At 67.4% G+C, this 24,139-nt stretch carries 31 protein-coding genes and 1 riboswitch; of the genes, 14 read left to right on the top strand and 17 right to left on the bottom strand.

All coding sequences use genetic code 11. The annotated features are described in order from the left end of the window. Positions 1–3: 3 nt before the first annotated feature. Together ROZ00_14335 and pyrE are read right to left on the bottom strand one after the other, a co-directional pair. Positions 4–681 carry a hypothetical protein gene (locus ROZ00_14335; protein ID MDT3737403.1) on the bottom strand — a complete coding sequence of 226 codons (678 nt, stop codon included), beginning with the start codon at positions 679–681 and terminating at the stop codon, positions 4–6. Further along, the gene (gene pyrE, locus ROZ00_14330) at positions 678–1,328 is read right to left on the bottom strand and encodes an orotate phosphoribosyltransferase (GenBank protein ID MDT3737402.1); all 651 of its coding nucleotides are present in this window, start codon (positions 1,326–1,328) and stop codon (positions 678–680) included. The genes ROZ00_14335 and pyrE overlap by 4 nt, the downstream gene beginning before the upstream one ends. A 14-nt stretch (positions 1,329–1,342) precedes the next feature. On the opposite strand from pyrE, the gene ROZ00_14325 reads away from it, so the two are divergent. The 5 genes from ROZ00_14325 to ROZ00_14305 all read left to right on the top strand — a co-directional run bounded on the left by ROZ00_14325 (position 1,343) and on the right by ROZ00_14305 (position 3,555). After that, positions 1,343–2,128, top strand: a complete 786-nt coding sequence (locus tag ROZ00_14325; GenBank protein MDT3737401.1) for an exodeoxyribonuclease III — start codon at positions 1,343–1,345, stop codon at positions 2,126–2,128. Positions 2,129–2,205: 77 nt separating this feature from the next. Then, on the top strand, positions 2,206–2,517 hold the full coding sequence (locus ROZ00_14320) for a DUF883 family protein (protein ID MDT3737400.1): 312 nt from the start codon (positions 2,206–2,208) through the stop codon (positions 2,515–2,517). Positions 2,518–2,567: 50 nt separating this feature from the next. Next, positions 2,568–2,930 carry a phage holin family protein gene (locus tag ROZ00_14315; protein MDT3737399.1) on the top strand — a complete coding sequence of 121 codons (363 nt, stop codon included), beginning with the start codon at positions 2,568–2,570 and terminating at the stop codon, positions 2,928–2,930. After that, entirely contained in the window at positions 2,911–3,213 is a 303-nt protein-coding gene (locus tag ROZ00_14310; GenBank protein ID MDT3737398.1) for a YqjK-like family protein, read from the top strand. Before ROZ00_14315 ends, ROZ00_14310 begins: the two co-directional genes overlap by 20 nt. A 90-nt stretch (positions 3,214–3,303) precedes the next feature. Beyond that, positions 3,304–3,555, top strand: coding sequence for a hypothetical protein (locus ROZ00_14305; protein ID MDT3737397.1), 252 nt, complete (start codon positions 3,304–3,306; stop codon positions 3,553–3,555). Here ROZ00_14305 and ROZ00_14300 read toward each other — a convergent pair. The 11 genes from ROZ00_14300 to ROZ00_14250 all read right to left on the bottom strand — a co-directional run bounded on the left by ROZ00_14300 (position 3,552) and on the right by ROZ00_14250 (position 13,938). After that, the gene (locus ROZ00_14300) at positions 3,552–5,012 is read right to left on the bottom strand and encodes a hypothetical protein (protein ID MDT3737396.1); all 1,461 of its coding nucleotides are present in this window, start codon (positions 5,010–5,012) and stop codon (positions 3,552–3,554) included. The genes ROZ00_14305 and ROZ00_14300 overlap by 4 nt on opposite strands. Further along, positions 5,009–5,605, bottom strand: a complete 597-nt coding sequence (gene metW / locus ROZ00_14295; GenBank protein ID MDT3737395.1) for a methionine biosynthesis protein MetW — start codon at positions 5,603–5,605, stop codon at positions 5,009–5,011. The genes ROZ00_14300 and metW overlap by 4 nt, the downstream gene beginning before the upstream one ends. Further along, positions 5,602–6,732, bottom strand: a complete 1,131-nt coding sequence (locus tag ROZ00_14290) for a homoserine O-acetyltransferase (GenBank protein MDT3737394.1) — start codon at positions 6,730–6,732, stop codon at positions 5,602–5,604. Before ROZ00_14290 ends, metW begins: the two co-directional genes overlap by 4 nt. 39 nt (positions 6,733–6,771) lie before the next feature. After that, positions 6,772–6,845: riboswitch (SAM riboswitch) on the bottom strand. Between the two features lie 24 nt (positions 6,846–6,869). Further along, complete coding sequence (gene ptsP / locus ROZ00_14285) at positions 6,870–8,597, bottom strand: phosphoenolpyruvate--protein phosphotransferase (protein ID MDT3737393.1); 1,728 nt, start codon at positions 8,595–8,597, stop codon at positions 6,870–6,872. Further along, entirely contained in the window at positions 8,594–8,863 is a 270-nt protein-coding gene (locus ROZ00_14280; GenBank protein ID MDT3737392.1) for an HPr family phosphocarrier protein, read from the bottom strand. The genes ptsP and ROZ00_14280 overlap by 4 nt, the downstream gene beginning before the upstream one ends. Next, entirely contained in the window at positions 8,850–9,254 is a 405-nt protein-coding gene (locus ROZ00_14275) for a PTS fructose transporter subunit IIA (protein MDT3737391.1), read from the bottom strand. The genes ROZ00_14280 and ROZ00_14275 overlap by 14 nt, the downstream gene beginning before the upstream one ends. A 48-nt stretch (positions 9,255–9,302) precedes the next feature. Beyond that, the gene (locus ROZ00_14270) at positions 9,303–9,488 is read right to left on the bottom strand and encodes a hypothetical protein (GenBank protein MDT3737390.1); all 186 of its coding nucleotides are present in this window, start codon (positions 9,486–9,488) and stop codon (positions 9,303–9,305) included. Then, on the bottom strand, positions 9,485–10,528 hold the full coding sequence (locus tag ROZ00_14265; GenBank protein ID MDT3737389.1) for an FAD:protein FMN transferase: 1,044 nt from the start codon (positions 10,526–10,528) through the stop codon (positions 9,485–9,487). The genes ROZ00_14270 and ROZ00_14265 overlap by 4 nt, the downstream gene beginning before the upstream one ends. Beyond that, on the bottom strand, positions 10,516–11,460 hold the full coding sequence (gene gshB, locus ROZ00_14260) for a glutathione synthase (GenBank protein MDT3737388.1): 945 nt from the start codon (positions 11,458–11,460) through the stop codon (positions 10,516–10,518). The genes ROZ00_14265 and gshB overlap by 13 nt, the downstream gene beginning before the upstream one ends. A gap of 9 nt (positions 11,461–11,469) precedes the next feature. Further along, entirely contained in the window at positions 11,470–12,759 is a 1,290-nt protein-coding gene (gshA, locus tag ROZ00_14255) for a glutamate--cysteine ligase (protein ID MDT3737387.1), read from the bottom strand. Between the two features lie 9 nt (positions 12,760–12,768). After that, the gene (locus ROZ00_14250) at positions 12,769–13,938 is read right to left on the bottom strand and encodes a class I SAM-dependent methyltransferase (protein MDT3737386.1); all 1,170 of its coding nucleotides are present in this window, start codon (positions 13,936–13,938) and stop codon (positions 12,769–12,771) included. 75 nt (positions 13,939–14,013) lie between these two features. Here ROZ00_14250 and ROZ00_14245 point away from each other — a divergent pair, with 75 nt between their 5' ends. Beyond that, positions 14,014–14,580 carry a lysophospholipid acyltransferase family protein gene (locus tag ROZ00_14245; GenBank protein MDT3737385.1) on the top strand — a complete coding sequence of 189 codons (567 nt, stop codon included), beginning with the start codon at positions 14,014–14,016 and terminating at the stop codon, positions 14,578–14,580. Here ROZ00_14245 and ROZ00_14240 read toward each other — a convergent pair whose 3' ends face one another. After that, positions 14,581–15,255, bottom strand: coding sequence for a hypothetical protein (locus tag ROZ00_14240; GenBank protein ID MDT3737384.1), 675 nt, complete (start codon positions 15,253–15,255; stop codon positions 14,581–14,583). It abuts the gene before it with no gap. A 74-nt stretch (positions 15,256–15,329) separates the two neighbouring features. Here ROZ00_14240 and ROZ00_14235 point away from each other — a divergent pair, with 74 nt between their 5' ends. Then, positions 15,330–17,207 carry an ATP-binding cassette domain-containing protein gene (locus tag ROZ00_14235; GenBank protein ID MDT3737383.1) on the top strand — a complete coding sequence of 626 codons (1,878 nt, stop codon included), beginning with the start codon at positions 15,330–15,332 and terminating at the stop codon, positions 17,205–17,207. A 2-nt stretch (positions 17,208–17,209) separates the two neighbouring features. Beyond that, positions 17,210–18,070, top strand: a complete 861-nt coding sequence (gene purU, locus ROZ00_14230) for a formyltetrahydrofolate deformylase (protein MDT3737382.1) — start codon at positions 17,210–17,212, stop codon at positions 18,068–18,070. Positions 18,071–18,131: 61 nt separating this feature from the next. Here purU and amt read toward each other — a convergent pair whose 3' ends face one another. The 3 genes from amt to ROZ00_14215 are packed head-to-tail and all read right to left on the bottom strand — an operon-like array spanning position 18,132 to position 20,813. Next, positions 18,132–19,595 (bottom strand): ammonium transporter, encoded by a 1,464-nt coding sequence (gene amt, locus ROZ00_14225; GenBank protein MDT3737381.1) that lies wholly within the window; start codon positions 19,593–19,595, stop codon positions 18,132–18,134. Positions 19,596–19,604: 9 nt separating this feature from the next. Next, positions 19,605–19,943, bottom strand: coding sequence for a P-II family nitrogen regulator (gene glnK / locus ROZ00_14220; protein ID MDT3737380.1), 339 nt, complete (start codon positions 19,941–19,943; stop codon positions 19,605–19,607). 12 nt (positions 19,944–19,955) lie between these two features. Then, a complete protein-coding gene (locus ROZ00_14215) occupies positions 19,956–20,813 on the bottom strand; it encodes a TorF family putative porin (GenBank protein ID MDT3737379.1) in 858 nt (285 codons plus the stop codon). 230 nt (positions 20,814–21,043) lie between these two features. Between ROZ00_14215 and ROZ00_14210 the strand changes: the two genes are divergently transcribed. From ROZ00_14210 to ROZ00_14185, 6 genes are all read left to right on the top strand, one after another. Continuing rightward, entirely contained in the window at positions 21,044–21,277 is a 234-nt protein-coding gene (locus ROZ00_14210) for an accessory factor UbiK family protein (GenBank protein MDT3737378.1), read from the top strand. A 92-nt stretch (positions 21,278–21,369) separates the two neighbouring features. Next, positions 21,370–21,867 (top strand): MarR family transcriptional regulator, encoded by a 498-nt coding sequence (locus tag ROZ00_14205; protein MDT3737377.1) that lies wholly within the window; start codon positions 21,370–21,372, stop codon positions 21,865–21,867. Then, on the top strand, positions 21,864–22,418 hold the full coding sequence (locus ROZ00_14200) for a cytochrome b (protein ID MDT3737376.1): 555 nt from the start codon (positions 21,864–21,866) through the stop codon (positions 22,416–22,418). The genes ROZ00_14205 and ROZ00_14200 overlap by 4 nt, the downstream gene beginning before the upstream one ends. Then, positions 22,418–22,963 (top strand): YceI family protein, encoded by a 546-nt coding sequence (locus tag ROZ00_14195; GenBank protein MDT3737375.1) that lies wholly within the window; start codon positions 22,418–22,420, stop codon positions 22,961–22,963. Before ROZ00_14200 ends, ROZ00_14195 begins: the two co-directional genes overlap by 1 nt. Before the next feature lie 42 nt (positions 22,964–23,005). Then, positions 23,006–23,578, top strand: coding sequence for a YceI family protein (locus tag ROZ00_14190; GenBank protein ID MDT3737374.1), 573 nt, complete (start codon positions 23,006–23,008; stop codon positions 23,576–23,578). Positions 23,579–23,729: 151 nt separating this feature from the next. Next, the gene (locus ROZ00_14185) at positions 23,730–24,134 is read left to right on the top strand and encodes a bacteriohemerythrin (GenBank protein MDT3737373.1); all 405 of its coding nucleotides are present in this window, start codon (positions 23,730–23,732) and stop codon (positions 24,132–24,134) included. The last annotated feature ends 5 nt before the right edge of the window (positions 24,135–24,139 follow it).

Here is a 24,139-nt window from a genome sequence, read left to right as displayed (position 1 = left end):
AGATCAGCGCGGCCGGGCCGCAGCGCCCGGAGGCGGCGCGGCCGGAGGCTCGCTCTTCCCCGGCACCGTCTTTCTGGTCAGTTCCCGGTAACGCAACTTCTCTTCCTCGAAGCGGGCCTTCAGCGCCTCGATGTCCTTCTGTTTGCCGTCGATGGCCGCCTGCTGCGCCTTCATTTCGGTTTCGTTGTCGCGTAGCTGCGACTGCAGCTGGGACGGCATGGGTTTTTTCTTGTAGAACTCCGCCTCGGCATCAAGTTTTTTCTGGCGCCCGGCCAGTTCGGCCTGCTTGTCCTGCGCGGCCTTGATGGTCTTCTGGACGTCGGCGATGGCGCGGTCGCGCGCATAATCGATGTCCTGTTCGCTGGCATAGGTGGCAAGCAGGGCGCGATTCTTCCGGTCCTGCTCCAGCCGCCTGGCTTCCTCCTCCTTCGCCTTCTTCGCCTCGGCCTCCTTCGCCGCCCGCTGCTCGGCGTTCAGAGGCGCATCGACGCGCCTGACCGTGATGCCGCGCGAATTGATCTCGCGATAGGCCTTGCCGTAGCACTGCTGCGGCAGGACGTCGGAGCATATCTGCTTGCCGTTGTTGTCGGTGCAGCAATAACTGATGCGTCCCTGCGCCGCCACTGACAGGGGCAGCACCGCCGGGAGAAGCATCAGGGCCGAGCCAAGCCTGAGCATCATGTTTTTATCCCATATTGTCGTCGGTACTCGAATACCGCACGCAAATTCTGCGCCAGTTCCGGTCGACCGCCAAGATAGGCCAGCAGGTCGTCCAGGTTCGCCACCGCCACGACCGGGATGCCGTAGGCCTGCTGCACTTCCTGCACGGCGGAAAGCTCTCCCTGCCCGCGCTCCATGCGATCGAGCGCAATGACCACACCGCCCGGGACGGCGCCGGCGGCGCGGATCAGTTCCACCGATTCGCGCACCGAGGTGCCGGCGGAGATCACGTCGTCGACAATCAGCACCCGTCCGGCCAGGGGGGCGCCGATCAGGGTGCCCCCTTCCCCATGGTCCTTGGCTTCCTTGCGGTTGAAGCAATACGGCAGATTGCGCCCTTTTTGGGCCAGGGCGATGGCGGTTCCGGCCACCAGCGGAATGCCCTTGTAGGCCGGCCCGAACAGCATGTCGCAAGGCAGGTTCGAGGCGAGAATGGCCTTGGCGTAGAAGTCGGTCAACCGGTTGAGCGAGGCCCCGTCGTTGAACAGGCCGGCATTGAAAAAATACGGGCTCAGCCGGCCCGCCTTGGTCTTGAACTCGCCGAAGCGCAATACCCCGGTCTCTACCGCAAAAGCAATGAACTCGCCGCTACAATCCATGTTCCCCATCCGGACGCTCGGAAATGCTGCGTATCATAACCCTGAACCTGAACGGCATCCGCTCGGCCGCCCGCAAGGGCTTCTTCGACTGGCTGGCCCTGCAGGAGGCCGACATCGTCTGCCTGCAGGAACTCAAGGCCCAGGTCGGCGACATGCACCGCGAGTTCCTCAATCCCGAAGGCTATTTCGGCTACTTCCACTACGCGGAGAAAAAGGGCTACAGCGGCGTCGGCCTTTACAGCCGGCGCCAGCCCGAGCAGGTCATCGAGGGCTTCGGCGTGCCCGAGTTCGATGCCGAGGGGCGCTACATCGAGGCGGTGTTCGGCAAGCTGTCCGTGATCTCGGTCTACCTGCCTTCCGGCTCCTCCTCGCCCGAGCGGCAGGAGGCGAAATTCCGCTTTCTCGCGCATTTCCGGCCCCACCTGGAACAACTGCGAAGCGCCGGCCGTGAAATCCTGTTGTGCGGGGACTGGAACATTGCCCACCGGGAAATCGATCTTAAAAACTGGAAAGGCAATCTGAAGAACTCGGGCTTCCTGCCCGAAGAGCGCGCCTGGATGGGTGAGGTATTCGGGCCGGCCGGCTTCGTCGACGTCTACCGGCGCCTGCATCCGGACGCCGAGGGCGATGCCTACACCTGGTGGTCGAACCGCGGCCAGGCCCGCGCCAGAAACGTCGGCTGGCGCATCGACTACCATGTCGCCACGCCCGGACTGGCCGCCGCCGCGAGGCGGGCGGCGGTCTACAAGGACGCCTGGTTCTCGGATCACGCACCCCTGACCATCGACTACGAATACGACGCCGGCTGACCGGCGCATTTGCCATGGAGAGCGAAAATCGGTAGCCTTGAAGCCGGATATCACCCATTCATGCGGAGAGTGCAGCCATGACCGAAATGACCCAAGTTAACAAGGACAAACTCATCGCCGATCTCAAGGTCGTCGTCGCCGATGCCGAGGAAATTCTCAAGGCCACCGCCGGACAGGCGGGCGAAAAGATGGCCGACCTGCGCGTCAAGCTGCAGGATCACCTGACCAGCGCCCGYCAGAGCCTGGCCGACGCGCAGGCCGCCGTCGCCGAAAGAACCAAGCAGGTCGCCCGCGCAACCGACGACTACGTTCACGACAATCCGTGGCGCTCGATCGGCATCGCCGCCGGCATCGGTTTCATCGTCGGCCTGCTCATCGGTCGCCGCTGACCGCTTCCTGAATCATGGAGCCCGCACCGGGCAAAAGCCTGGGTTCGCGGTTGCGCGACTACGCAGCCGGCGCGCTGGGCATCCTGCAGACGCGMCTGGAGCTGCTCGCCACCGAGCTGCAGGAGGAGAAGCTCCGCCTCGGCACGCTGCTGGGCTACGCCGCCGCCGCGTTTTTCTTTCTCGGCTTCGGCGCCRTCCTGCTCGCRCTYTTCCTGACCGTCCTGYTGTGGGACAGCCACCGCCTGCTGGCGCTGGGCGTGTTCACCGCCSTGTTCCTCGCCATCGGCATCATCGCGGCCCTGGCCGCCGCCCGCATCGGGCGCCAGGGAACGCGCCTGTTCKCCGCCAGCATCKCCGAGCTGGCGCAGGATCGCGAGATGATCCGGCCGGACAATGAATCCGAAAATCGTTGAACTGGCGCTGAAGAAGCAGCGGCTTCAGCTGAAGGCCGCGGCCCAGCGCGTCATGATCCTGCACGCGCTCGAGTCCGCTTCTCCCGCCTTCGGCGCGGCCGAAAAGGCGCGGGCGGCACTGCACTGGGCGAAGGCCCATCCGGAATGGCTGGCCGGCATCGGCGTCGCCCTGCTGGTGGCCCGGCCGCGTGCGTTCTTCCGCTGGGCCAAACGCGGCTTCTTCGCCTGGCGCTCCTACCGCCGACTGCGAAGCGCCGTCGCCTCGATCCTGCCCGCCCGCTAAGCCATGCCGCAGGAGCCGCATGGCGAAGCACGTCCCGTTGAAATTGCCGCCCGCGGCAGGCAACGTCCTCGCCTTGGTATCCTGCAGCACATGCTCGAGGCGCAAAAGCGGGAGCGCGACCACGTCCTGCGCGAAGTGCTCAAGGCGAAAGGGCTGATGCCGCTGCTGATGAAACAACGCAACGGCAGCCGCTGGTCCGCCGAAGAACGCAGGGAGCTGCTGGACCGCCTGAATGCCCTGTCGCAGATCTCGCCCTACCTGGTCGCCATGGCCGTGCCCGGCTCGATGCTGATGCTGCCGGTGCTGGCCTGGTGGCTGGACCGACGGCGCGGCCGGCGCTAGGGCGACTCCTGCTCACGCAACACCTGCGCGTCGAGCATCCTTCGCACCCACGGCAACAGCAGGTAGGCGGGGAAGGCGAGAAAGAAGGTGAGCAGAAAATACGGCGCATAGCCCATGGCCTGGGCGCCGATGCCGCCGGCCCAGCCGGCCACGGAACGCGAGGCGGCGAACACCGAAGAGAGCAGGGCGTACTCGGCAGCGCTGTGCTCGCGCCGCACGATGGCCATCAGGAAGGCGAGGAAGGCCGCCGTGCCGAGGCCGCCGGTGAAGGATTCCAGCGCGCTGGCCGCATAGATCAGCGCGCGATGCTCCGGCAGGGGCACGCTGCCGAGCGGGATGGCCCAGGCGGCGAGGGCATAGACGAGGTTGGAGACGGCCTGCGCCAGCCCGAGCACCCACAAGGCCCTGAAGATGCCGGCGCGGTCGGCATACCAGCCGCCGGCGAGCCCGCCGGCGATCGACAGCACCAACCCCATGTTCACCGACACCAGGCCGATCTCCGCCGCGGAAAAGCCGGCGTCCACCCAGAACGGCTTGACCATGAAGCCCATCGAAGCGTCGCCCAGCTTGAAGATCAGCACGAAAGTCAGCACCGGCAGGACGCCGGGGCGCTGCATCATGTCGGCGAGTGCGCCGAACAGCGCGCCGGCGGGGGCCTCGCCGTCCTCCGCCGGCCGGCGCGCGCGACCAGCCAGACGCAGCAGGGCGTAGGCCGCGGCGGACGCGGCGGCCATCGCCGGCCACAGCCAGGTCCAGCGCACGGAGAGCCTGAGCGCGCCGTCGGCCAGCCAGAGCGTGCCGAGGAGCACCATGACGAGCGCGGCCGCGCCGTGCGGCTGCGCCAGGAAGGCGCGGACCTCCTGCGCCAGGCCGGCCGTCGGCGGAAGCACGCGCGCCTGCTCGCGCGGCGCCAGCAGGCAGGCGCCGGCGCAGGCGGCGAGGATGGCTGCGGCGCAGACGAAGGCGCCCGTCCAGCCGAAAAAGTCGGAGGCCATCAGCACCACGCCGGAGGTGATCATGCCGGCACGGTAGAAGCCGATGCGCAGGCCGTTGCCGCGCCCCATCTCGTCGCGGCGCAGCAGCTCGATGGTGTAGCCGTCGATGGCGATGTCGTTGGTCGCCGAGAGCACGGCGAAGACGGCGATCGCCGCCCACACCCAGTACGGCAGGCCGGCCGAGGCGGCGAAGGCGATCATCACGGCGCCCATGCCGAGGTCGGCGGCGGCCATCCAGCGCCGGTGGTGGCGGAAGCGGTCCACCGCCGGCGCCCAGAGGAACTTCAGGGTCCACGCCAGGCCGAGCAGCGAGAGGACGCCGATGTCGCGCAGGTCGACGCCCTGCTGGCGGAAATAGACGGGAAAGATCTCGTAGAAGATGCCGAGGGGAAAGCCTTCGGCGAAATACAGCACCGCGACCCAGAAAAACTTGGAGCGCAGCAGGGGCTGTTGCGCGCTCAACCGGCTTTCCCCAGCCGGTAGACGGCGATGCTGGCGTTGAGGTTGAGGTCCTCGGTGACGGTGGCCTCGCCGTCGAAGCCGAGGCGCTCGCGCAGGACGATGCCGCGCTCGGCGCAGAGCGCCTCGAAGTCGGCCATGGTGAAGAAGCGCACGTTGGGCGAGTTGTACCACTGGTAGGGGAGCGTCTTCGACACCGGCATGCGGCCCAGGGCGATCGCCTCGCGATGGCTGCGCTGGCCGAAGTTCGGGAAGCTCACCACCGCCTCGCGGCCGACGCGCAGCATCTCCGCGAGCAATCTCTCGGTATGGCGCACCGTCTGCAGCGAGAGCGACATCACGACATGGTCGAAGAAGCCGTCCTCGATGCCGGACAGGCCCGCTTCCAGGTCGATCTGGATGACGTTCACGCCGTTGCGGATGCAGGCGAGGATGTTGTCCGGATCGTTGTCCACGCCGTAGCCGAGCACGCCCTTCTCGTCCCTCAGGTAGCGCAGCAGGCTGCCGTCGCCGCAGCCGAGGTCGAGCACCTTCTCGCCGGGCCTGATCCACTTGGCGATGACATCGAAATCGAAGCGTCCCAGGACATTGGTCATACCGCAATCCCCTCGAAATAGGCGCGCATCACCGCATGGTAGTGCGGGTCGTCGAGCAGGAAGGAATCGTGGCCGGCGCTGCATTCGACCTCGGCGTAGCTGACGTCGAGTCCGTTGTGCACCAGGCCGTAGACGATCTCGCGCGAGCGTTCCGGCGCGAAGCGCCAGTCGGTCGAAAAGGAGACGACGAGGAAATCGGCGCGCGCGCGGGCGAGGGCCGCGGCGAGATTGCCGCCGTAATCGCGCGCCGGATCGAAGTAGTCGAGCGCCTTGGTGGTGATGAGATAGGTGTTGGCGTCGAAGTAGCCGGCGAACTTGTCGCCCTGGTAGCGCAGGTAGGACTCGATCTCGAAATCGACGTCGTAGCTGAACTTCAGGTCGCCCTGGCGCAGCTTGCGGCCGAACTTCTCCGCCATCTGGTCGTCCGACAGATAGGTGATGTGCCCGATCATGCGGGCGAGGCGCAGGCCGCGCGCCGGCACGACGCCGTGCTCGTAATAGTGCCCGCCGTGAAAGTCGGGATCGCTGAGGATGGCCTGGCGCGCCACCTCGTTGAAGGCGATGTTCTGCGCCGTCAGCTTCGGCGCCGAGGCGATCACCAGCGCATGGCGAATGCGCTCCGGATACTCCAGCGCCCACTGCATCGCCTGCATGCCGCCCAGGCTGCCGCCGATCACCGCCGCCCAGGAATCGATGCCGAGCCGGTCGGCCAGCCGGGCCTGGGCCGCCACCCAGTCCTCGACCACCACCACCGGGAAATCGGCGCCCCAGGGTTTGCCGGTGGCCGGGTTGTCGGTCACCGGACCGGTCGAGCCGTAGCAGCCGCCGAGGTTGTTCACGCCGACGACGAAGAACTTGCGCGTGTCGAGCGGCTTGCCGGGCCCGACCAGGTTGTCCCACCAGCCGACGCTCTTCGGATCGTCCGCATAGCGCCCGGCGACATGGTGGTTGCCGGAAAGGGCATGGCAGACCAGCACCGCATTGGAGCGCGATGCGTTCAGTTCGCCGTAGGTTTCATAGACCAGGTCGAAGGCGGGCAGCACGCCGCCGCCCGCCAGTGTGAGCGGGGTGTCGAAATGCGCGCGCTGCGGCTGGATCTCGCCTACGCTGTTTGACAAGTTGTTCATGCAATAAAAAACCCAGTCGGCTTCAAGCAGCTAAGCAGGACTGGGTCGCCCTCGCTTTAGCCGTATTTTTTAAGCGCCCGCAAGCTGACGGTCAAATCGGCGCTGTGGGGCAAAGTTACCTTGGCCGGGACGGCTTGTCAATTTGCGGCATTCAGCCGCTCCAGCTGCTGGCGCAGCTTCGCGGGGTCGTCCGTGGCGAGCAGGCGGGTCGCCTTGCGGCGCAGCTCGGCAAGATTGCTGCGCAGCACCTCCTGCTTGACTTCGAGGATCTGCGCCGGGTGCATGGAGAACTGGCGCAGGCCCATGCCCAGCAGCAGGCGCGTCAGCTGCGGGTCGCCCGCCATCTCGCCGCACACCGCCACCGGCAGCCCGGCGCGCGCGCCGGCCTGGATGGTATGGGAGATCAGGCGCAGCACGGCCGGATGCAGCGGATCGTACAGGTGGGCCACCGCCTCGTCCGTGCGGTCGATCGCCAGGGTGTACTGGATCAGGTCGTTGGTGCCGATGGAGAGGAAGTCCAGTTTCTGCAGGAATACGCCGAGGGCCAGCGCTGCCGCCGGGATCTCGATCATGCCGCCGACCTCGATGCCCTCGTCGAAAGGCTGGCTGCGCACGCGCAGCTGTTCCTTGGCCTGCCCGATCAGGGCCAGGGTCTGATGGATCTCGTGGGCGTGGGCCAGCATCGGCACGAGCACGCGGATGCGGCCGTGGGCCGACGCGCGCAGGATGGCGCGCAGCTGCGTGAGGAACAGCTGCGGCTCGGCCAGGCAGTAGCGGATGGCGCGCTGCCCCAGCGCCGGATTGGCCTCGGTGCGCTCGACGCCGCGAAGGTTCTTGTCGGCGCCGATGTCCAGCGTGCGGATGACGACCGGCCGTCCGGCCATGGCCTCGGCCACGCTGCGGTAGGCGGCGAACTGCTCCTCCTCGTCGGGCATGCCGTCGCGGTTGAGGAAAAGGAATTCGGTGCGGAACAGGCCGATGCCGGCGGCGTCGACCGCCTTGACCTGGCCGATGTCGCCGGGCAGCTCGATGTTGGCGGAAAGCTCGACGTCGACGCCGTCGAGGGTGGCCGCGCGCGCCTTCTTCAGGCGCTTGAGCTTGGCGCGCTCCACCTCCAGCGCGCTCTTGCGCAGGCGGTACTCCTCGAGCACGCGCGGATCGGGATCGACGATCAGCACGCCGCGCGTGCCGTCGACGACCAGCATGTCGTCCTCGCGGATCAGGTGGCGGGCATGGTGCAGGCCGACCACGGCCGGAATCGCCAGGCTGCGCGCGACGATGGCCGTGTGCGAAGTCGCGCCGCCCAGGTCGGTGACGAAGCCGCCGATCTTCAGCTGCTTGAACTGGATGGTGTCGGCCGGCGACAGGTCGTGGGCGACGACGATGAGCTGCTCGCCCCGCGCGTGCTTCGGCGGATGGCCCGGACGGCCCATCAGCACCTTCAGCACGCGCTCGACCACCTGCACGATGTCGGCCTTGCGCTCGCGCAGGTATTCGTCCTCGATCTGCTCGAACTGCTCGACGACCTGATCCAGCTGCTGCACCAGCGCCCACTCGGCGTTGCAGCGCCGCTCGCGGATCAGCTGGCGCGTCGCCTCGATCAGCATGGGATCGGCCAGCAGCATGTGGTGCAGGTCGATGAAGGCGGTCAGTTCGGCCGGCGCGCCGGCATCGGCACCGGCCATCAGGGCATCGAGCTCGGCCTGCACCGCGGCCACGGCCTGGTCGAAGCGCGCCACTTCCTCATCGACGTAGCGTCCGGGCAGGACATAGTGCTCGACCTCGAGGGTCGCATGCGAGACGAGGTGGGCATGGCCGATGGCGATGCCGTGGGAAACCGCCAGGCCGTGAATGGTGAAACTCATTCCCCCTCGCCAAATCTATCGGCGATCAGCTTGAGGATGGCCTGGAGTGCGGCATCGGCATCGGCACCCTCGGTATCGACGATCACCGTCGCGCCCTTGCCGGCGGCCAGCATCATGACGCCCATGATGCTCTTGGCGTTGACGCGGCGGCCGTTGCGCTCCAGCCAGACCTCGCTGGCGAAGGCCGTCGCCGCCTGGGTCAGCTTGGCCGAGGCGCGCGCATGCAGGCCGAGCTTGTTGACGATTTCGGCCTCAGCCCTGGGCATCGCGCGCGCCCTTCATCAGCATCACGCCGTCGCGGCCGCCCGCGACGGCCTTGGTCACCAGCGTCTCCATGTCCTTGTCGCGATAGGTCAGCGCGCGCAGCAGCATCGGCAGGTTCACCCCGGCGATGCCTTCGATGCGGCCCGGGGCGAGCAGCTTGAGGGCGATGTTGCTCGGCGTGGCGCCGAAGATGTCGGTGAGCAGCAGCACGCCCTTGCCCGAATCGACCAGCCGCATCATGTCGCGGGCGAGCGGCAGGGCGTCGAGGGGATCGTCCTGGCCGGAGACGCCGAGCTGCACGATCTGCTGCGGCCGCTTGTTGAGGACATGGCAGGCGCACTGGACGAGCGATTCGCCCAGGCTGCCGTGGGTAATGAGAAATAGGCCGATCATGATCGTGACGGATGTACCGTGACGATTGTAACCGAAGCGCAGGGGGGATCAGCGCAGAACGAAGCAGAGAAAAGTCAGTCCCGCCAGGACGGCGAGCGCAATGGTCAGGCGGCGCGCCAGGCGGGCCTTGTCCGCCTCCAGCGCCCGCTCGGCATCGACCAGGCGCCGCAGCCGGCGCAGGGCCTCGAGGCCGACGCGGCGGCGCACCATCCGGTCTACCTGTTCGTCGCTCATGGCTCGTCCGTGATCTTCATGTCCGCTGCCAGCATGGTAAGCCGCTGGCGAAATGCTGCCGTGACATGCATCACGCCGTCGCCGTCGATGCGCAGCGCATGCTCGACGCCGAGGCGCTGCGCGAGGCCGCGCCAATCCCCGGCGCCGGCGATGAAGAGGGGCTTGCTGGCGGCGTCCGACAGGGTGCCGGCTCCCGGCCGCGGCGTGATCAGCACGGTGACCGCCTGCACGCCTTCCGCCGGCCGCCCGCTGCGCGGGTCGAGCAGGTGGCAGTAGCGCCGCCCTTCCAGTTCGAAATAGCGCTGGTAATCGCCGGAGGTGCCGACCGCCTCGCCGTCGCGCAATTCCAGCGTGGCCAGCGGCGCGGCGGCGCGCGGATGCTGGATGCCGACGCGCCAGGGCCGGCCGCCCTTGTCGCCGAGGGCCATGACGTTGCCGCCGATGTTGATGAGGGCGTTGTTCGCGCCCATTTGCCGCAGGATGGCCGCCGCGCGGTCGAGGGCATAACCCTTGGCGTAGCCGCCGAGGTCGAGCTGTACCGAACGGTTGGCGCTCGTCACGCGGTTGTCCGCGACCGCCAGATCCGACATGCGCGGCGCGGCCTTCACCAGCGCGTCGACCGCCGCCGGGTCGGGCAGCTGCGGCTTGAACTCGTCGGCATGGAAGCCCCACAGGGCGACCAGCTGGCCGATGGCCGGATTGAACGTCTGGTCGGACTGCGCGGCGATGGCGGCTGCGCCCTGCAGGATGAAAGTCAGTTCCGGCGACACGGCGATGGCACGCTCGCCGCGGGCGATGGCCGCATTCAGCGCGGTCAGTTCGGACGGCTGCCAGGCGTGCAGCAGGCGGTGCAGGCGGTCGAATTCGGCCAGCACGGCGGACAGCGCCTGCTGCGCCTTGTCCGCGGATTCGCCCCACACCGACACCTCGACGCGGGTGCCGAAGACGTAGGCCTCGCGCTGGTGCAGCGCCGGTGCCTTCGCGCAGGCGGTCAGCAGGAAAAGCAGGGAGAGCGCCAGCGCGGCTGTCAGGCGCCGCATGCCTTTTCCAGCGCGTCCATGAACAGGCCCGCCACGTCGAAGCCGGTCTGCTGGGCGATCTCGACGAAGCAGGTCGGGCTGGTGACGTTGATTTCGGTGAGGCGGTTGCCGATGACGTCGATGCCGGCGAGCAGGATGCCGCGTTCGTGCAGCACCGGCGCCAGGGCCTCGGCGATCTCGCGGTCGTGCAAGGTCAGCGGCTGCGCCACGCCGGTGCCGCCGGTGGCGAGGTTGCCGCGCGTCTCGCCCGGCTTGGGGATGCGCGCCAGGGCGAAGGGCACGACCGCGCCGCCGATGAGCAGGATGCGCTTGTCGCCCTGGGCGATCTGCGGCAGGAAATGCTGCGCCATGATGCTGCGCGCGCCGTGGCCGGTGAGGGTCTCGACGATGACGTTGCGGTTGGGATCGTCGCGGCGGACGCGGAACACGCCGCTGCCGCCCATGCCGTCGAGGGGCTTGAGGATGGCGTCGCCGGCGGCGTCGATGAAGGCCTGCAGCGCCTCCGCCTCGCGCGCCACGACGGTCTCCGGAATGAGCTGCGGAAACTCCAGGATGGCGAGCTTCTCGGAATGGTCGCGCACGGCGCGCGGATCGTTGATGACGCGGGCACCCGCCGCCTGGGCGCGCTCCAGCAGCCAGGTGGCGGCGACGTACTCCATGTCGAAGGGCGGGTCCTGGCGCATCAGCACGGCGTCGAAGGCGTCGAGCGGCGCCTCCACCGGCGCCTGCGCCTCGAACCAGTCGCGGTGGTCCTCGCGCACGACGAGGCGCGAGGCGGCCGCCTGCACGCGGCCCGCGCGCCAGGCCAGCGCCGGGCGCATGACGGCATGCACTTCGTGGCCGCGCGCCTGCGCCGCGCGCATCATGGCGACGCTGGAGTCCTTGTAGGCCTTCAACTGCTCCAGCGGATCGAGGATGAACGCAAAGCGCATGGCGGGCCTTCAGGCCAGGTCCGGCGGCGGCGCCGACAGTTCCAGTTCGACGGCGGCGGCCAGCAGCGCCAGGCGCGCCACCACGCCGTAGGCGAAGAAGCGGTTGGGCGCATCGTCGGGCGCGCAGTTGTAGTCGGGCATGGTGCAGCCGCAGTCGAAGGCCAGCGGCTCGAAGCGCATGCCCGGCGCGTTGAGGTTCTCGTCGCGGCCGCGCTCGGTGTTCACCCGGTAGAAGCCGCCGACGACGTAGCGGTCGATCATGTACACCACCGGCTCGGCGACGTTGCCCTCGATCGTCTCGTGGGTGTGCACGCCCTCCTGGATGATCACCTCGGTGACCTGCAGGCCCTCCTTCACCACCGCCATCTTGTTGCGCTGCTTGCGGTTGAGGCCTTTCACTTCGGAAGCGTCGCGCACCGTCATGATGCCCATGCCGTAGGTGCCGGCGTCGGCCTTGACGATGACGAAGGGCTGCTCCTTGACGCCGTACTGGGCGTACTTGGCCTTGACGCGCGTCAGCACCGTGTCGACGTTGCTGGCCAGGCACTCCTCGCCCTGGCGCTCCTGGAAGTTGATCTGGCCGCAGACGGCGAAATCCGGATTGATCAGCCAGGGGTCGATGCCCACCGCCCGGGCGAAGTCGCCCGCCACGCGGTCGTAGGCGGCGAAGTGGCGCGACTTGCGGCGGATGTGCCAGCCGGCATGCAGCGGCGGGATGAGGGTCTGCTCGTGCAGGCCGTCGAGGATCGCCGGCACGCCCGCGGAGAGGTCGTTGTTGAGCAGGATTGCGCAGGGATCGAAACCGTCGAGGCCGAGGCGGCCGTTCAGGCGCCTGAGCGGCTCCAGCAGCAGCGTCGAACCGTCCGGCAGCGCGAGCGGGGTCGGCGCGGCGATCTCGGGGATCAGCGTGCCGATGCGCACGCTCAGGCCGGTGCGCTCGAGGATGGTCGCCAGGCGCGCCACGTTCATCAGGTAGAACTGGTTGCGCGTGTGGCTCTCGGGGATCAGCAGCAGGTTTTTCGCATCCGGGCAGATCTTCTCGATCGCCGTCATCGCCGCCTGCACGCACAGCGGCAGGAAGGCCGGGTTGAGGTTGTTGAAGCCGCCGGGGAAGAGGTTGGTGTCCACCGGCGCCAGCTTGAAGCCGGCATTGCGCAGGTCGACCGAGCAGTAGAACGGCGGCGTGTGCTCGTGCCACTGCGCGCGGAACCACTGCTCGATGGCGGTGGCGCGGTCGAGGAAGGTCCGCTCGAGGTCGAGCAGCGGGCCGGTGAGGGCGGTCGTCAGTCTGGGAACCATGGGCCGATCTTATACCAGTCCGCGCACCGTGAACGGCGCGAAGGCCTCGGGCAGCAGGGCATGCTCCAGGCTGCGCTGGGCGAAGAGGAAGCGGCCGTCGCAGACGAAGCCCAGCTCGGCCCAGTCCACCTCGTTGAGCAGGTCGCGCAGGCGCGCCAGGTCGGCGTCGCGGCGGTGCGGAAACAGGGCGAGGATCGAGCCGTCGTAGTTGCGGCAGTCGTCGAGGAAGAAGGGCTGCGGGTTGCGCGTCTTCTGGTTGACGTAGAGGCGCGGCGCTTCCGACACGTGATGGCGGCGGCCCCACTTCCACCAGTTCGACTCGTCGAACCGCGTCACCCGCCGCGCCAGCAGGCGCTCCTTGAACGGCTCCAGGTAGGCGATCGGCCCCTCGCGGTCGAGGTAGATCATGCGGCGCAGCTCGCCGGTCTGCGCCGTCTTCGAGCAGACGAAATCGGCATTGCCCAATTCGGCGTTGGCGAAGATCTCGTCGGCGCCGGACACCGCGCCGACCTTCACGGCGAAGACGCTGGCGAGCGGTACGCTGTAGATGCCGCGCGTGAGCAGGATCTGGCCGCCGGAGAGCGCCATGCGGCGGCCGTCGCGCAGGCGCCGCGTCACGTTCCCCTTCTCGAAGCGCCAGATGGCGCAGTTGGGCACGACGCCGTCGAAGATGCGCGCGTCGCCCAGTTCCTGGAAGTCGGTCAGGGTGCCCTGGTCGTAGAGCCAGGTGTTCAGCCGGGCGCTGCCCGTGGATTTCAGGAAGTCGCGCGGCGTGATGAAGATCAGCTCGCCGCCGGGCTTCAGGTGGCGCACGCACTTCTCGATAAAGAACAGATACAGGTTGGCGTGGCCGTTGAGCAGCTGCGAGCCGAGGTGCCGGCGCGTGCCGGGCAGGATGTCGCGCGCCTTCACGTAGGGCGGATTGCCGATGATGGTGTCGAACCGTTCCGTCTCGGGAAAGGCAAAGAAATCGAAGTTCAGCGCGCCCGCCGGACAGTGCGCCGGGTCCAGCTCGATGGCGGTGCAGCCCGGGATGCGGGACGAGAAGGCGCCGTCGCCGCAGGCCGGCTCCAGCACGCGGCCCTGGTTGCGGCGCAACGCCAGCATGGCATCGACGATGGCCGGCGGGGTGAATACCTGGCCATGGCGGGCGATGTCGCGTTGCGCCTCTGTGGTCATGGGGCGATTCGGTAGAATTCGGAAGGGGCGCCGGACAGCGCCTGGCTCGAGCAGAAATTGACGACGAATATTAACATGCGGCCCGGCCCGTTCGCGCGCTTCTGCGGCGCGCTGCTGCGGCTTTTCGGCTGGCGCGTGAAGCTGGTCTGGCCGCCGGTGCCGAAGGCGGTGGTGATCGTCTATCCGCACACTTCGAACTGGGATTTCATCGTCGGCATCCTGGCCCGCTTCGCCGTCGCCATCCCGATCGGCTTCGTCGGCAAGCACACCCTGTTCCGCCCGCCCTTCGGCAGCCTGTTTCGCCGCCTCGGCGGCATTCCGGTCGACCGACGCCAAAGCACCGGCTTCGTCGACGGCCTCATCGAGGCCTTCGCCAGGACCGACAGCCTCTACCTGGCCATCGCGCCGGAGGGCACGCGATCGAAGGTCGACCACTGGAAATCCGGCTTCTACCGCGTCGCGCTGGCGGCCAGGGTGCCGCTGGGGCTGGCCTTCATCGACTACGCGCGGCACGAGGTCGGCGTCGAGCAGTGGCTGGTGCTCTCCGGCGACGAGGCGGAGGACCTGGCGCGGATACGCGACTATTACGCGGACAAGCGGGGGAAAAGGCCCGGGATGGAGGGAGACATCCGCTTCAGATAGCTACTGCGGAACCGCCTGGCCCTGCTGCTGCGCCCGCTCCAGCTGCCGGGCCCGTTCCTCGGCGAGCCGCTTGCGCTTCTTTTCCCGCTCGAGCGCCTTGCGTTCGGCCTTCTCTTCCTTCTGCCGGCGCGCCTCGAGTTTTTCCTGGCGCTCGCGCTCGCTTTCGCGGGCGCGAGCGCTGGCCTGCTGCGCCTCCTGCGCCTTCTCGGCCGCTTTCTTCTCGCGCTGCTGCTGCTGTTCGGCCGCCTTTTCCTTTTCCCTGGCGATTTTCTTCTCGCGCTCGGCCTGCTTCTGCGGCGCCTCGGCGGCCTGCTTCGCCTGCTTCGTGGCGCGGTCGCGCTCACGCACCTCGCGCTCTATCCTCTTGGCGTCCACGTCCAGCTTGCGGGCCGCGGCCATGCTGTCGAGATATTCCCGGTGGGCGTCCCGCTGGCAACCCGACACCAGCGTCTTCTTCCAGCAGTCGGTATCCGCTGCCGCGCGCTTGCGCTCCGCCTCCTGTTTGATCCTCGAAGATTCCGACTTGAGGGATTTCGCCCGGTCGAGGAGTTGCTCGCGCTCCGCTTCGGTGATGGTGGCGGGGGGCGGCGCGGAAGCGGAAGAGGGGGCGGGACTCGGCGCCTGTCCCCAGGCGGGGGCGGTCAGGCAGGCAAGGATCAACAGCAGGCGTTTCATGACGGTCTCTCGAAAAAGCATGCGTACAATAGCGCCTTTTTCCCTCGCCGGTCACCCCGGCGTTGTAACAAATTGTGATCCTGCTGCGCAACCTCGCCCTCGCCCGCGCCGGCCGGCCGCTGCTCGAAGGCGTCAACCTCAGCCTGCATGCCGGCCAGAAGGTCGGCGTCACCGGCGCCAACGGCTGCGGCAAGTCCAGCCTGTTCGCCCTGTTCACCGGCGCGCTGCACCAGGAGGCGGGCGACCTCGAGCTGCCGCCCAACTGGGTGATCGCTCACGTCGGCCAGGAGACGCCGGCGCTCGCCACCGGCGCGCTCGACTTCACGCTCGACGGCGACGCCGAGCTGCGGCGCATCGAGGCCGACCTGCGCGAAGCGGAGGACAAGCACGACGGCGAGGCCATCGCCCACCTGCACATGGATTACGGCAACATCGACGGCTACAGCGCCCGCGCCCGCGCCGCCGCGCTGCTGCACGGCCTCGGTTTCGCCGATGCCGATTTCGAGCGGCCGGTGGCGGAATTCTCCGGCGGCTGGCGCGTGCGCCTCAACCTCGCCCAGGCGCTGATGTGCCGCTCCGACCTGCTGCTGCTCGACGAACCGACCAACCACCTCGACCTCGACGCGGTGATCTGGCTGGAGGGCTGGCTGCGCGCCTACCGCGGCACCCTGCTGATGATCTCGCACGACCGCGACTTCCTCGACGCCGTGGTCGGCCACATCGCCCACATCGAGGGGCGGCGCCTGAAGCTCTACACCGGCAACTACAGCTTCTTCGAGCGCGCCCGCGCCGAGCAGCTGGCGCTGCAGCAGGCGATGTACGTCAAGCAGCAGCGCGAGATCGCCCACCTGAAGAGCTACATCGACCGCTTCCGCGCCAAGGCCACCAAGGCGCGCCAGGCGCAGAGCCGCATCAAGGCGCTGGCGCGCATGGAGGAGGTCACCGCCGCCCACGTCGACACGCCCTTCGAGTTCCGCTTCTTCGAGCCGGTCGGCAGCCCCGATCCGCTGCTGATGCTGGAGGACGCGGCGGCCGGTTACGGCGACACCGCCGTGCTGCAGGGACTGACTTTGACGCTGCGCCCGGGCGAGCGCCTCGGACTGCTCGGCCGCAATGGCGCCGGCAAGTCCACGCTGATCCGCCTGCTCGCCGGCGAGGCGCCGCCGCTGGCCGGCATCCGCCGCGAGGGCAAGGGCCTGAAGATCGGCTACTTCGCCCAGCACCAGCTCGAGCAGCTGCGGCCGGACGAAAGCCCGCTCTGGCACATGAACCACCTCGACCCGCGCACGCGCGACCAGGATTTCCGCAACTACCTCGGCGGCTTCAACTTCCACGGCGAGATGGCGACGGCGAGGGTCGGTCCCTTCTCCGGCGGCGAGAAGTCGCGCCTGGCGCTGGCCCTGCTGATCTGGCAGAAGCCGAACCTGCTGCTTCTGGACGAGCCGACCAACCACCTCGACCTGGAGATGCGCCACGCCCTGACGCTGGCGCTGTCGGAATACGAGGGCGCGGTGGTGCTGGTCTCGCACGACCGCCACCTGCTGCGCACCGTCTGCGACAGCTTCTGCCTGGTCTCGAACGGCGGCCTCAAGCCCTTCGACGGCGACCTCGACGATTACCGCAAGTGGCTCGACCAGCCGCAGGAAGCGAAAGCCGGGGCAAAAGTCAGTCCCCCGGACACGGCGAAGGCGGCGCCGGCGCCCGAGCGCAAGCCCTCCGGCAAATCGCGCGCCCTGGAGAAGGAAATCGGGCAGCTGGAAAAACGCATGGCACAATTGGCGGCCGAGAAGCAGAAACTCGACGCCCGCCTGGCCGACCCGGCGCTCTACCAGTCGCCGGACAAGAAGGAATTGCAGGCCTGCCAGCAGCGGCAGGCGGAGGTGGCGGGCGAACTGGCCGAAACCGAAGCCGCCTGGCTCGCCGCACAGGAAAAACTGGAAAAATCGGAGTGACCGTGCACGCACAACGCCGCTACACCCTGACCGCCGCCTGCCCCGACCGCGTCGGCATCGTCGCCCGCGTCGCCACCTTCATCGCCGAGAACCGCGGCTGGATCCTCGAGACCAGCCACCACGCCGACGACGACACGCAGCGCTACTTCATGCGCATCGAGATGAAGGCCGATTCGCTGCCCTTCGATCTCGCCGAGTTCCGCCGCCGCTTCCAGCCGATCGCCGACGAGTTCCGCATGGACTGGCGCATCACGGATTCCGCCGCGAAGAAGCGCCTCGTCGTCCTCGTCTCGCAGCAGGAGCACTGCCTCTACGACCTGCTGGCGCGCTGGCAGTCGAAGGAGCTCGACGTCGAGATTCCCTGCGTCATCTCCAACCACGAGACCTTCCGCGGCTTCGTCGAGTGGCACGGCATCCCCTTCCATCACGTGCCGGTGACGGCGGACAACAAGCGCGAGGCCAATGCCGAGATCGCGCGACTGTTCGAGCAGGCGCAGGGCGACATCATGGTGCTGGCGCGCTACATGCAGATCATCCCGGCCGAGCTGTGCGAGCAATACCCCGGCCGCATCATCAACATCCACCACTCCTTCCTGCCCTCCTTCGTCGGCGCCAAGCCCTACCACCAGGCCTACCGGCGCGGCGTCAAGCTGATCGGCGCCACCTGCCACTTCGTCACGGCCGAGCTCGACGCAGGCCCGATCATCGAGCAGGACACCGTGCGCATCGACCACGGCGACACGGTGGAGGACCTGGTGCGCTACGGCAAGGACATCGAGAAGGCGGTGCTGGCGCGCGGCCTCAGGTACCACGTCGAGGACCGCGTGCTGCTCAACGGCAACCGCACCGTCGTCTTCCGGTAATAAAAACGGGCGCCCCGGTTTCCCGGGGCGCCCGTCACCGACCTTCGAGGGAGGGCGAAGGTCAGTAGTGGTAGGCGCTCTCGCCGTGCGAGGTGATGTCGAGGCCCTCGCGCTCTTCCTCTTCCGGCACGCGCAGGCCGATCGTCAGATCCACGATCTTGAAGGCGACGAAGGAGACCGCGCCGGACCAGACGATGGCGGTGCCGACGCCCCACAGCTGGCTGACGATCTGCGCGCCCATGTTGAACTCGCCGACCTTGTTGGCGACGTAGTCGTACACTCCCGTGCCGCCGAGGTCCGGCGAGACGAAGACGCCGGTCAGGATGGCGCCGACGATGCCGCCGACGCCATGCACGCCGAAGACGTCGAGCGCGTCGTCCGCGCCGAGCAGCTTCTTCAGGCCATTCACGCCCCACAGGCAGAGCACGCCCGCCACCAGGCCGATGACGATGGCGCCCATCGGGCCGACGAAGCCGCAGGCCGGCGTGATGGCCACCAGGCCCGCCACCGCGCCGGAAGCCGAACCGAGCATCGAGGGCTTGCCCTTCAGCAGCCACTCGGCCAGCGTCCAGGACAGCGTCGCCGCGCCGGTCGCCACCAGGGTGTTGAGGAAGGCCAGCGCCGCGGTGCCGGTCGCCTCCAGGTTGGAGCCGGCGTTGAAGCCGAACCAGCCCACCCACAGCAGCGAGGCGCCGATCATGGTCGTCGTCAGCGAATGCGGCGCCATCGACTCCTTGCCGTAGCCGACGCGCTTGCCGACGAGGTAGGCGCCGACCAGGCCGGCCACCCCGGCGTTGATGTGCACCACCGTGCCGCCGGCGAAGTCGAGCGCGCCCTTGGCCCACAGCCAGCCGGCCGCAGCGGTGACCTTCTCCAGCGAGGCGGCGTCGGTGATGGCGTCGGGGCCGTCCCAGTACCACACCATGTGCGCCATCGGCAGGTAGGCGAAGGTGAACCAGATCACCGAGAACAGCAGCACCGCGGAGAACTTCATGCGYTCGGCGAAGGCGCCGACGATCAGCGCGCAGGTGATGGCGGCGAARGTGGCCTGGAAGGCGATGAAGGTSAGCTCGGAGATGACCACGCCCTTGCTGAAGGTGGCSGCSACCGASTCGACSGTGACGCCCTTSAGGAACAGCTTGTCGAGGCCGCCGTAGAAGGAWCCGCCGCCGCCGAAGGCCAGCGTGTAGCCGTAGAGCGCCCACAGCACGCTGATCAWCGAGAAGATGACGAAGACCTGCATCAGCACCGAGAGCATGTTCTTGGCGCGCACCAGGCCGCCGTAGAACATCGCCAGGCCGGGGATGGTCATCAGGATCACCAGCACCGTGGCCACCGTCATCCACGCCGTGTCGCCCTTGTTCGGCACGGGCGCGGCGGCCGGCGCCGCTTCCGCCGCGGCCGCGGCGACGACGGCGGCCGGCGCAGAGACTTCCGCCGCAGGCGCCGCCTTCTCCTCGGCCATCGCCGGGGCGCCGGCCGCGAATCCGACGGCCAGCATGAGGACTGCAATCAGTTTCTTCATGGTTCCCTCCTACAGTGCGTCCGCGCCGGTCTCGCCGGTGCGGATGCGGATGGCTTGTTCGAGGTCGAAGACGAAGATCTTGCCGTCGCCGATCTTGCCGGTGCTGGCGGCCTTCTCGATGGCCTCGATCACCTGCTCGAGCAGGTCGTCCTTGACGGCGGCCTCGACCTTCACCTTGGGCAGGAAGTCGACGACGTACTCGGCGCCGCGATAGAGCTCGGTGTGGCCCTTCTGGCGGCCGAAGCCCTTCACCTCGGTGACGGTGATGCCGGCCACGCCGACGGCGGAGAGCGCCTCGCGCACCTCGTCGAGCTTGAACGGCTTGATGATGGCGGTAACCAGTTTCATGGCGGTTGCTCCCTAGAAAGTGCGGCTGACCGAGAGGATCAGGGTGTCGCGCCCGGCGTTCTTGGTGCTCGTCGCGCCCGGCGCATCGTTGCCGAAGCAGTAGGGCTGGGCGAGGCCGGCGACGTTCGGCGTGCAGCTGCCCTTGGCGTTGGTGCCGACGTAGGCGGCGCCGATCACCCAGCCGGAAATGTCCTTGGTCACGCCGAGCTTCCAGTCGGTGTAGTTGCCGTTGGAGCGGCCGTTGTGGAAGTTCTTGAAGCGCAGGTGGCCGAGGTGGCCGTTGATGCCCCAGCCGTTGCCCAGGTCGTAGCTCGCCGCCAGGTCGATGTAGCCCGAGCCGCTGGTCTTCGGCACCGAGAAGTAGTCGTCGACGGCATGGAAGTACTTCAGCGAGACGAACTTCCAGCTGCCGCCGATGTAGACCTCGGTGTTGTCCACGCGCCCGGTATGCACGCTGGTCGTCCTGGCATTGGTCAGCTGGGTGCCGTTCGTCAGGCTGGCGTTGCTGCCCGGGTAGTAATAGTAGATGGCGCCCACGTCCAGGCCCCAGTCGCCCCAGGTCTTCTTCCAGCCGCCGTAGAAATCCATCTCCAGGTTGCCGGAGGGATAGCCGGCGCCGGAGTTCACATTGGAGTTCCAGTTGCCCAGATAGAAGCCGCTCGAGTGGGCGTAGTCGAAGCCGCCCTGCAGGGCCGGCTTGCCGAAGGTCTGGTCGATGCCGCGGAAGCGGTAGCTGCTGTAGAGGCCGATGTTGGCCGTCAGCGTGTGCGGGCTGGCCTCGGCCGCCGGCGCGGTCTGGGCATGGCCGATCGCGGGAAAAGTCAGTGCGGCGGATACGGCGCCGGCAAGCAAGGTCGGGGTCTTACGCATGATGGGCTCCTTGGATCGAAGTGACAAAAAAGACACTTCCTGCTTTGCATCAAGCGTGCCAGCTTGAAAAACCTTTGGATTTCAACAATATGAAGCGTCGCACGAGATCCGGGAAATCCATCGCGCACCAAGACCTCGCGTGTTTTCCCGCCGCCGCACTAAGCTGGTGCGGCCTGCCGGGGCGTTTTTCGGCATACTGGGCGCGAACGCTTATCGACTTACCTGCCGCCATGCTCGACCCCAAACTCCTCGACGAACTCTCCGCCCGCCTCGCCGAGATCGCCGCCAGCGGCCCGGCGCGCGACCTGGAAAAGAATGCCCGCGCCCTGCTCAACGGATTTTTCGCCCGCCTGGATTTCGTCCCCCGCGAGGAATTCGAGGTGCAGCGCGAAGTGCTCGCCCGCACGCGCGCCAAGCTGGAAGCCCTCGAAGCCCGCCTCGCCGAGCTAGAAACCCGCCGCTGACCCCCTCCCGCCGCCCCGCCGGACGGCCGCTTGACATTTAGTTCTAATGCGTACTAATATAGTTCGCGTTAGAACTAATTGGACCCGCCGCCTTGCCGCGCGAACCCTTCCTGCCGATGCTGAGAGAACTGGCCCGCTGCTACCAGGCCTTCGAGGCCTACTCCGGGGCGCACATACGCGGCCTCGGCCTGACGCCGGCGCAGTTCGACATCGTCGCCACCCTCGGCAACACGCCGGGCATGAGCTTCAAGGAACTGGGCGAAAAGACGCTGATCACCAAAGGCACGCTGACCGGGGTGGTCGACCGGCTGGAAGCGCAGCGCCTGGTGCGGCGCGATGCTTCGCCCGAGGACGGCCGCAGCATGATCGTCAGCCTGACGCCGGCCGGCGCGCGCCTGTTCGACCGCGCCTTCGTCGCCCACCTCGACCACCTGCGCCAAGCGCTGGGCAGCCTTAGCCCGGCGCAGCTGCAGCGCGTCGAAGCCGCCCTGCGCGGCCTGCGCGAGGCCTTCGAGGCCGCGCCCGGCGCGGAACCTTCAACCACCCGCGGCGGTCGCAGGAAAGCCCGTCGCACAGGAGAACAAGAATGACCCTGCCGACCATCGGCTACACCCGCACTTCGATCGCGCTGCACTGGCTGATCGCGCTGCTGATCTTCTGCGCCTTCCCGCTCGGCGTGTACATGCACGAGCTGCCCTTCTCCCCGGGGCGGCTGAAGCTCTACTCGTACCACAAATGGATCGGCGTCACGGTGTTCCTGCTGGCGATCGCCCGCGTCGCCTGGCGCATCGGGCACCCCGCGCCGCCGCCGCCCGCCGGCATGCCGGCCTGGCAGCGCATCGCCTCCGTCGCCACCCACCATTTGTTGTATGTGCTGATCCTCGCCGTGCCGGTGTCCGGCTGGCTGATGAGCTCGGCCAAGGGTTTCCAGACGGTGTACCTGGGAATAATTCCCCTGCCCGACCTGTTGACCAAGGACAAGGAACTCGGCGATGCCCTGACGACGGTGCACCAGGTGCTCAATTTCACGATGGCGGCGCTGGTGATCACCCACCTCACCGCCGCGCTCAAGCACTTCTTCGTCGACCGCGACGAGGTGCTCGGCCGCATGATCCCGCTGCTCGACAGAAGGAAAGCCTGATGAAGAAAACCGCAACCGCCCTGGCGATCGGCGCCCTGTTCCTCGCCCCGGCGCTCGCCCAAGTCGACGCCGCGAAAAGCAGCGTCATCGCCGTCTCGAAGCAGATGGGCGTGCCGGTGGACGGCCAGTTCAAGCGCTTCACGGCGCAAGTAAGCTTCGACCCGGCCAAGCCGGCGGAAGGGAAAGCCAGCGTCGAGATCGACATCGCCAGCTTCGACCTCGGCGCCGAGGACTTCAACCGGGAGACGGTCAAGCCGGAATGGTTCAATGCGGCGAAGTATCCGAAGGCGACGTTCGTCACCAGCGCCATCAAGCCGGCCGGCCCGGGGAAATACGAGGCCGCCGGCAAGCTCACCATCAAGGGCATCACGCGCGACGTCGTCGCACCGGTGAGCTTCAAGACCGAGGGCGGCCAGCAGGTCTTCGAAGGCGTGCTGCCGATCAAGCGCCTGCAGTTCAACATCGGCGAAGGCGAGTGGAAGGACACTTCGACCGTCGCCGACGACGTGCAGATCAGGTTCCGTATCGTTGCGGCGAAGAAGTAGCCGCGCCAACTGCAGTCCACACCCACCATGGAGAACTTACGCATGAAACTGAAAGCCCTCGCCGCCGTCCTGTCGGCACTGACTTTTGCTCCGGCTTACGCCGCCCCCGAGACATATGCACTGGACGCCAATCACACCTTCCCGCGCTTTTCATACAGCCACTTCGGCTTTTCCAAGCAGGTGTCCCGCTTCAACAGGACGGCCGGCACCGTGGTGCTGGACAAGGCTGCAAAATCCGGCTCGGTCGACGTCACCATCGACATGAAATCGGTGGATACCGGCAGCGAAGCCTTCGACAAGCATATCCAAGGGGCCGATTTTCTGGACACGGCGAATCATCCGACGGCGACCTTCAAGTCCACCCGGGTGACATTCGATGGGGACAGGCCGGTGAGCGTGGAAGGCAATCTGACCATCAAGGGAATCACCAAGCCGGTCACCCTCAGCGTCACCTCTTTCCTGGCCAAGCCGCACCCGATCCTGAAAAAGGACGCCTTGGGCGCCAACGCCACCACCATGATCAAGCGCAGCGAATTCAACGCCGGCAAGTTCGCCCCGAACGTCGGAGACGAAGTCACACTGGAAATCGCCATCGAGGCCATCAAGGCCGACTGAGCACAAAGTCTCTTTTGACAGACATCAAGGCCGGGCAGGATGCGATTTGACATCCTGCTGCGGTTTTCACGGGCCGGCCCCGAACTTGCCGTCGCGATCACGGAATACCCTGCCGGGACAGGGCAGGGAGATGCCATGCAAGGAGTGCGCGATGGAATGGATTTTGTGGGACGAGGCAATGAATACCGGGCATGCCGGCCTCGACGAGGACCACCGGAAACTGGTGGCCCTCATCAACCGGCTCGCCGACGGCCTGACCCATCACAAGGGCGCAGCCTTCTGCCGTGAGGCATTCGGGCAGCTGGTGGAGCACGTCCAGCAGCATTTCGCCATGGAAGAACGCCTGATGGCCGAGCACGGCTACCTGGATGCCGAGCGTCACAAGGCGCATCACGCCACGCTGTTTGAAGAAGTGAGGGTTCTTTCGGACGCGATCGAAGCGATCGACGTCGGCGCGCCTCCCTCCGTCTCCCTGCTCGACTTCCTGGAAGTCTGGCTGAAACACCACATAGACGGGCTGGACAGGAGCCTGGCGGCAGCCATTCCCGGGAGCTGAGCGGG

Origin of the sequence: Denitratisoma sp., assembly GCA_032027165.1 — a bacterium.
GTDB lineage: Bacteria > Pseudomonadota > Gammaproteobacteria > Burkholderiales > Rhodocyclaceae > Desulfobacillus.
The sequence above is the reverse complement of the archived record's forward strand: the minus strand, read 5'-3'. Positions and strand labels throughout refer to the sequence as shown.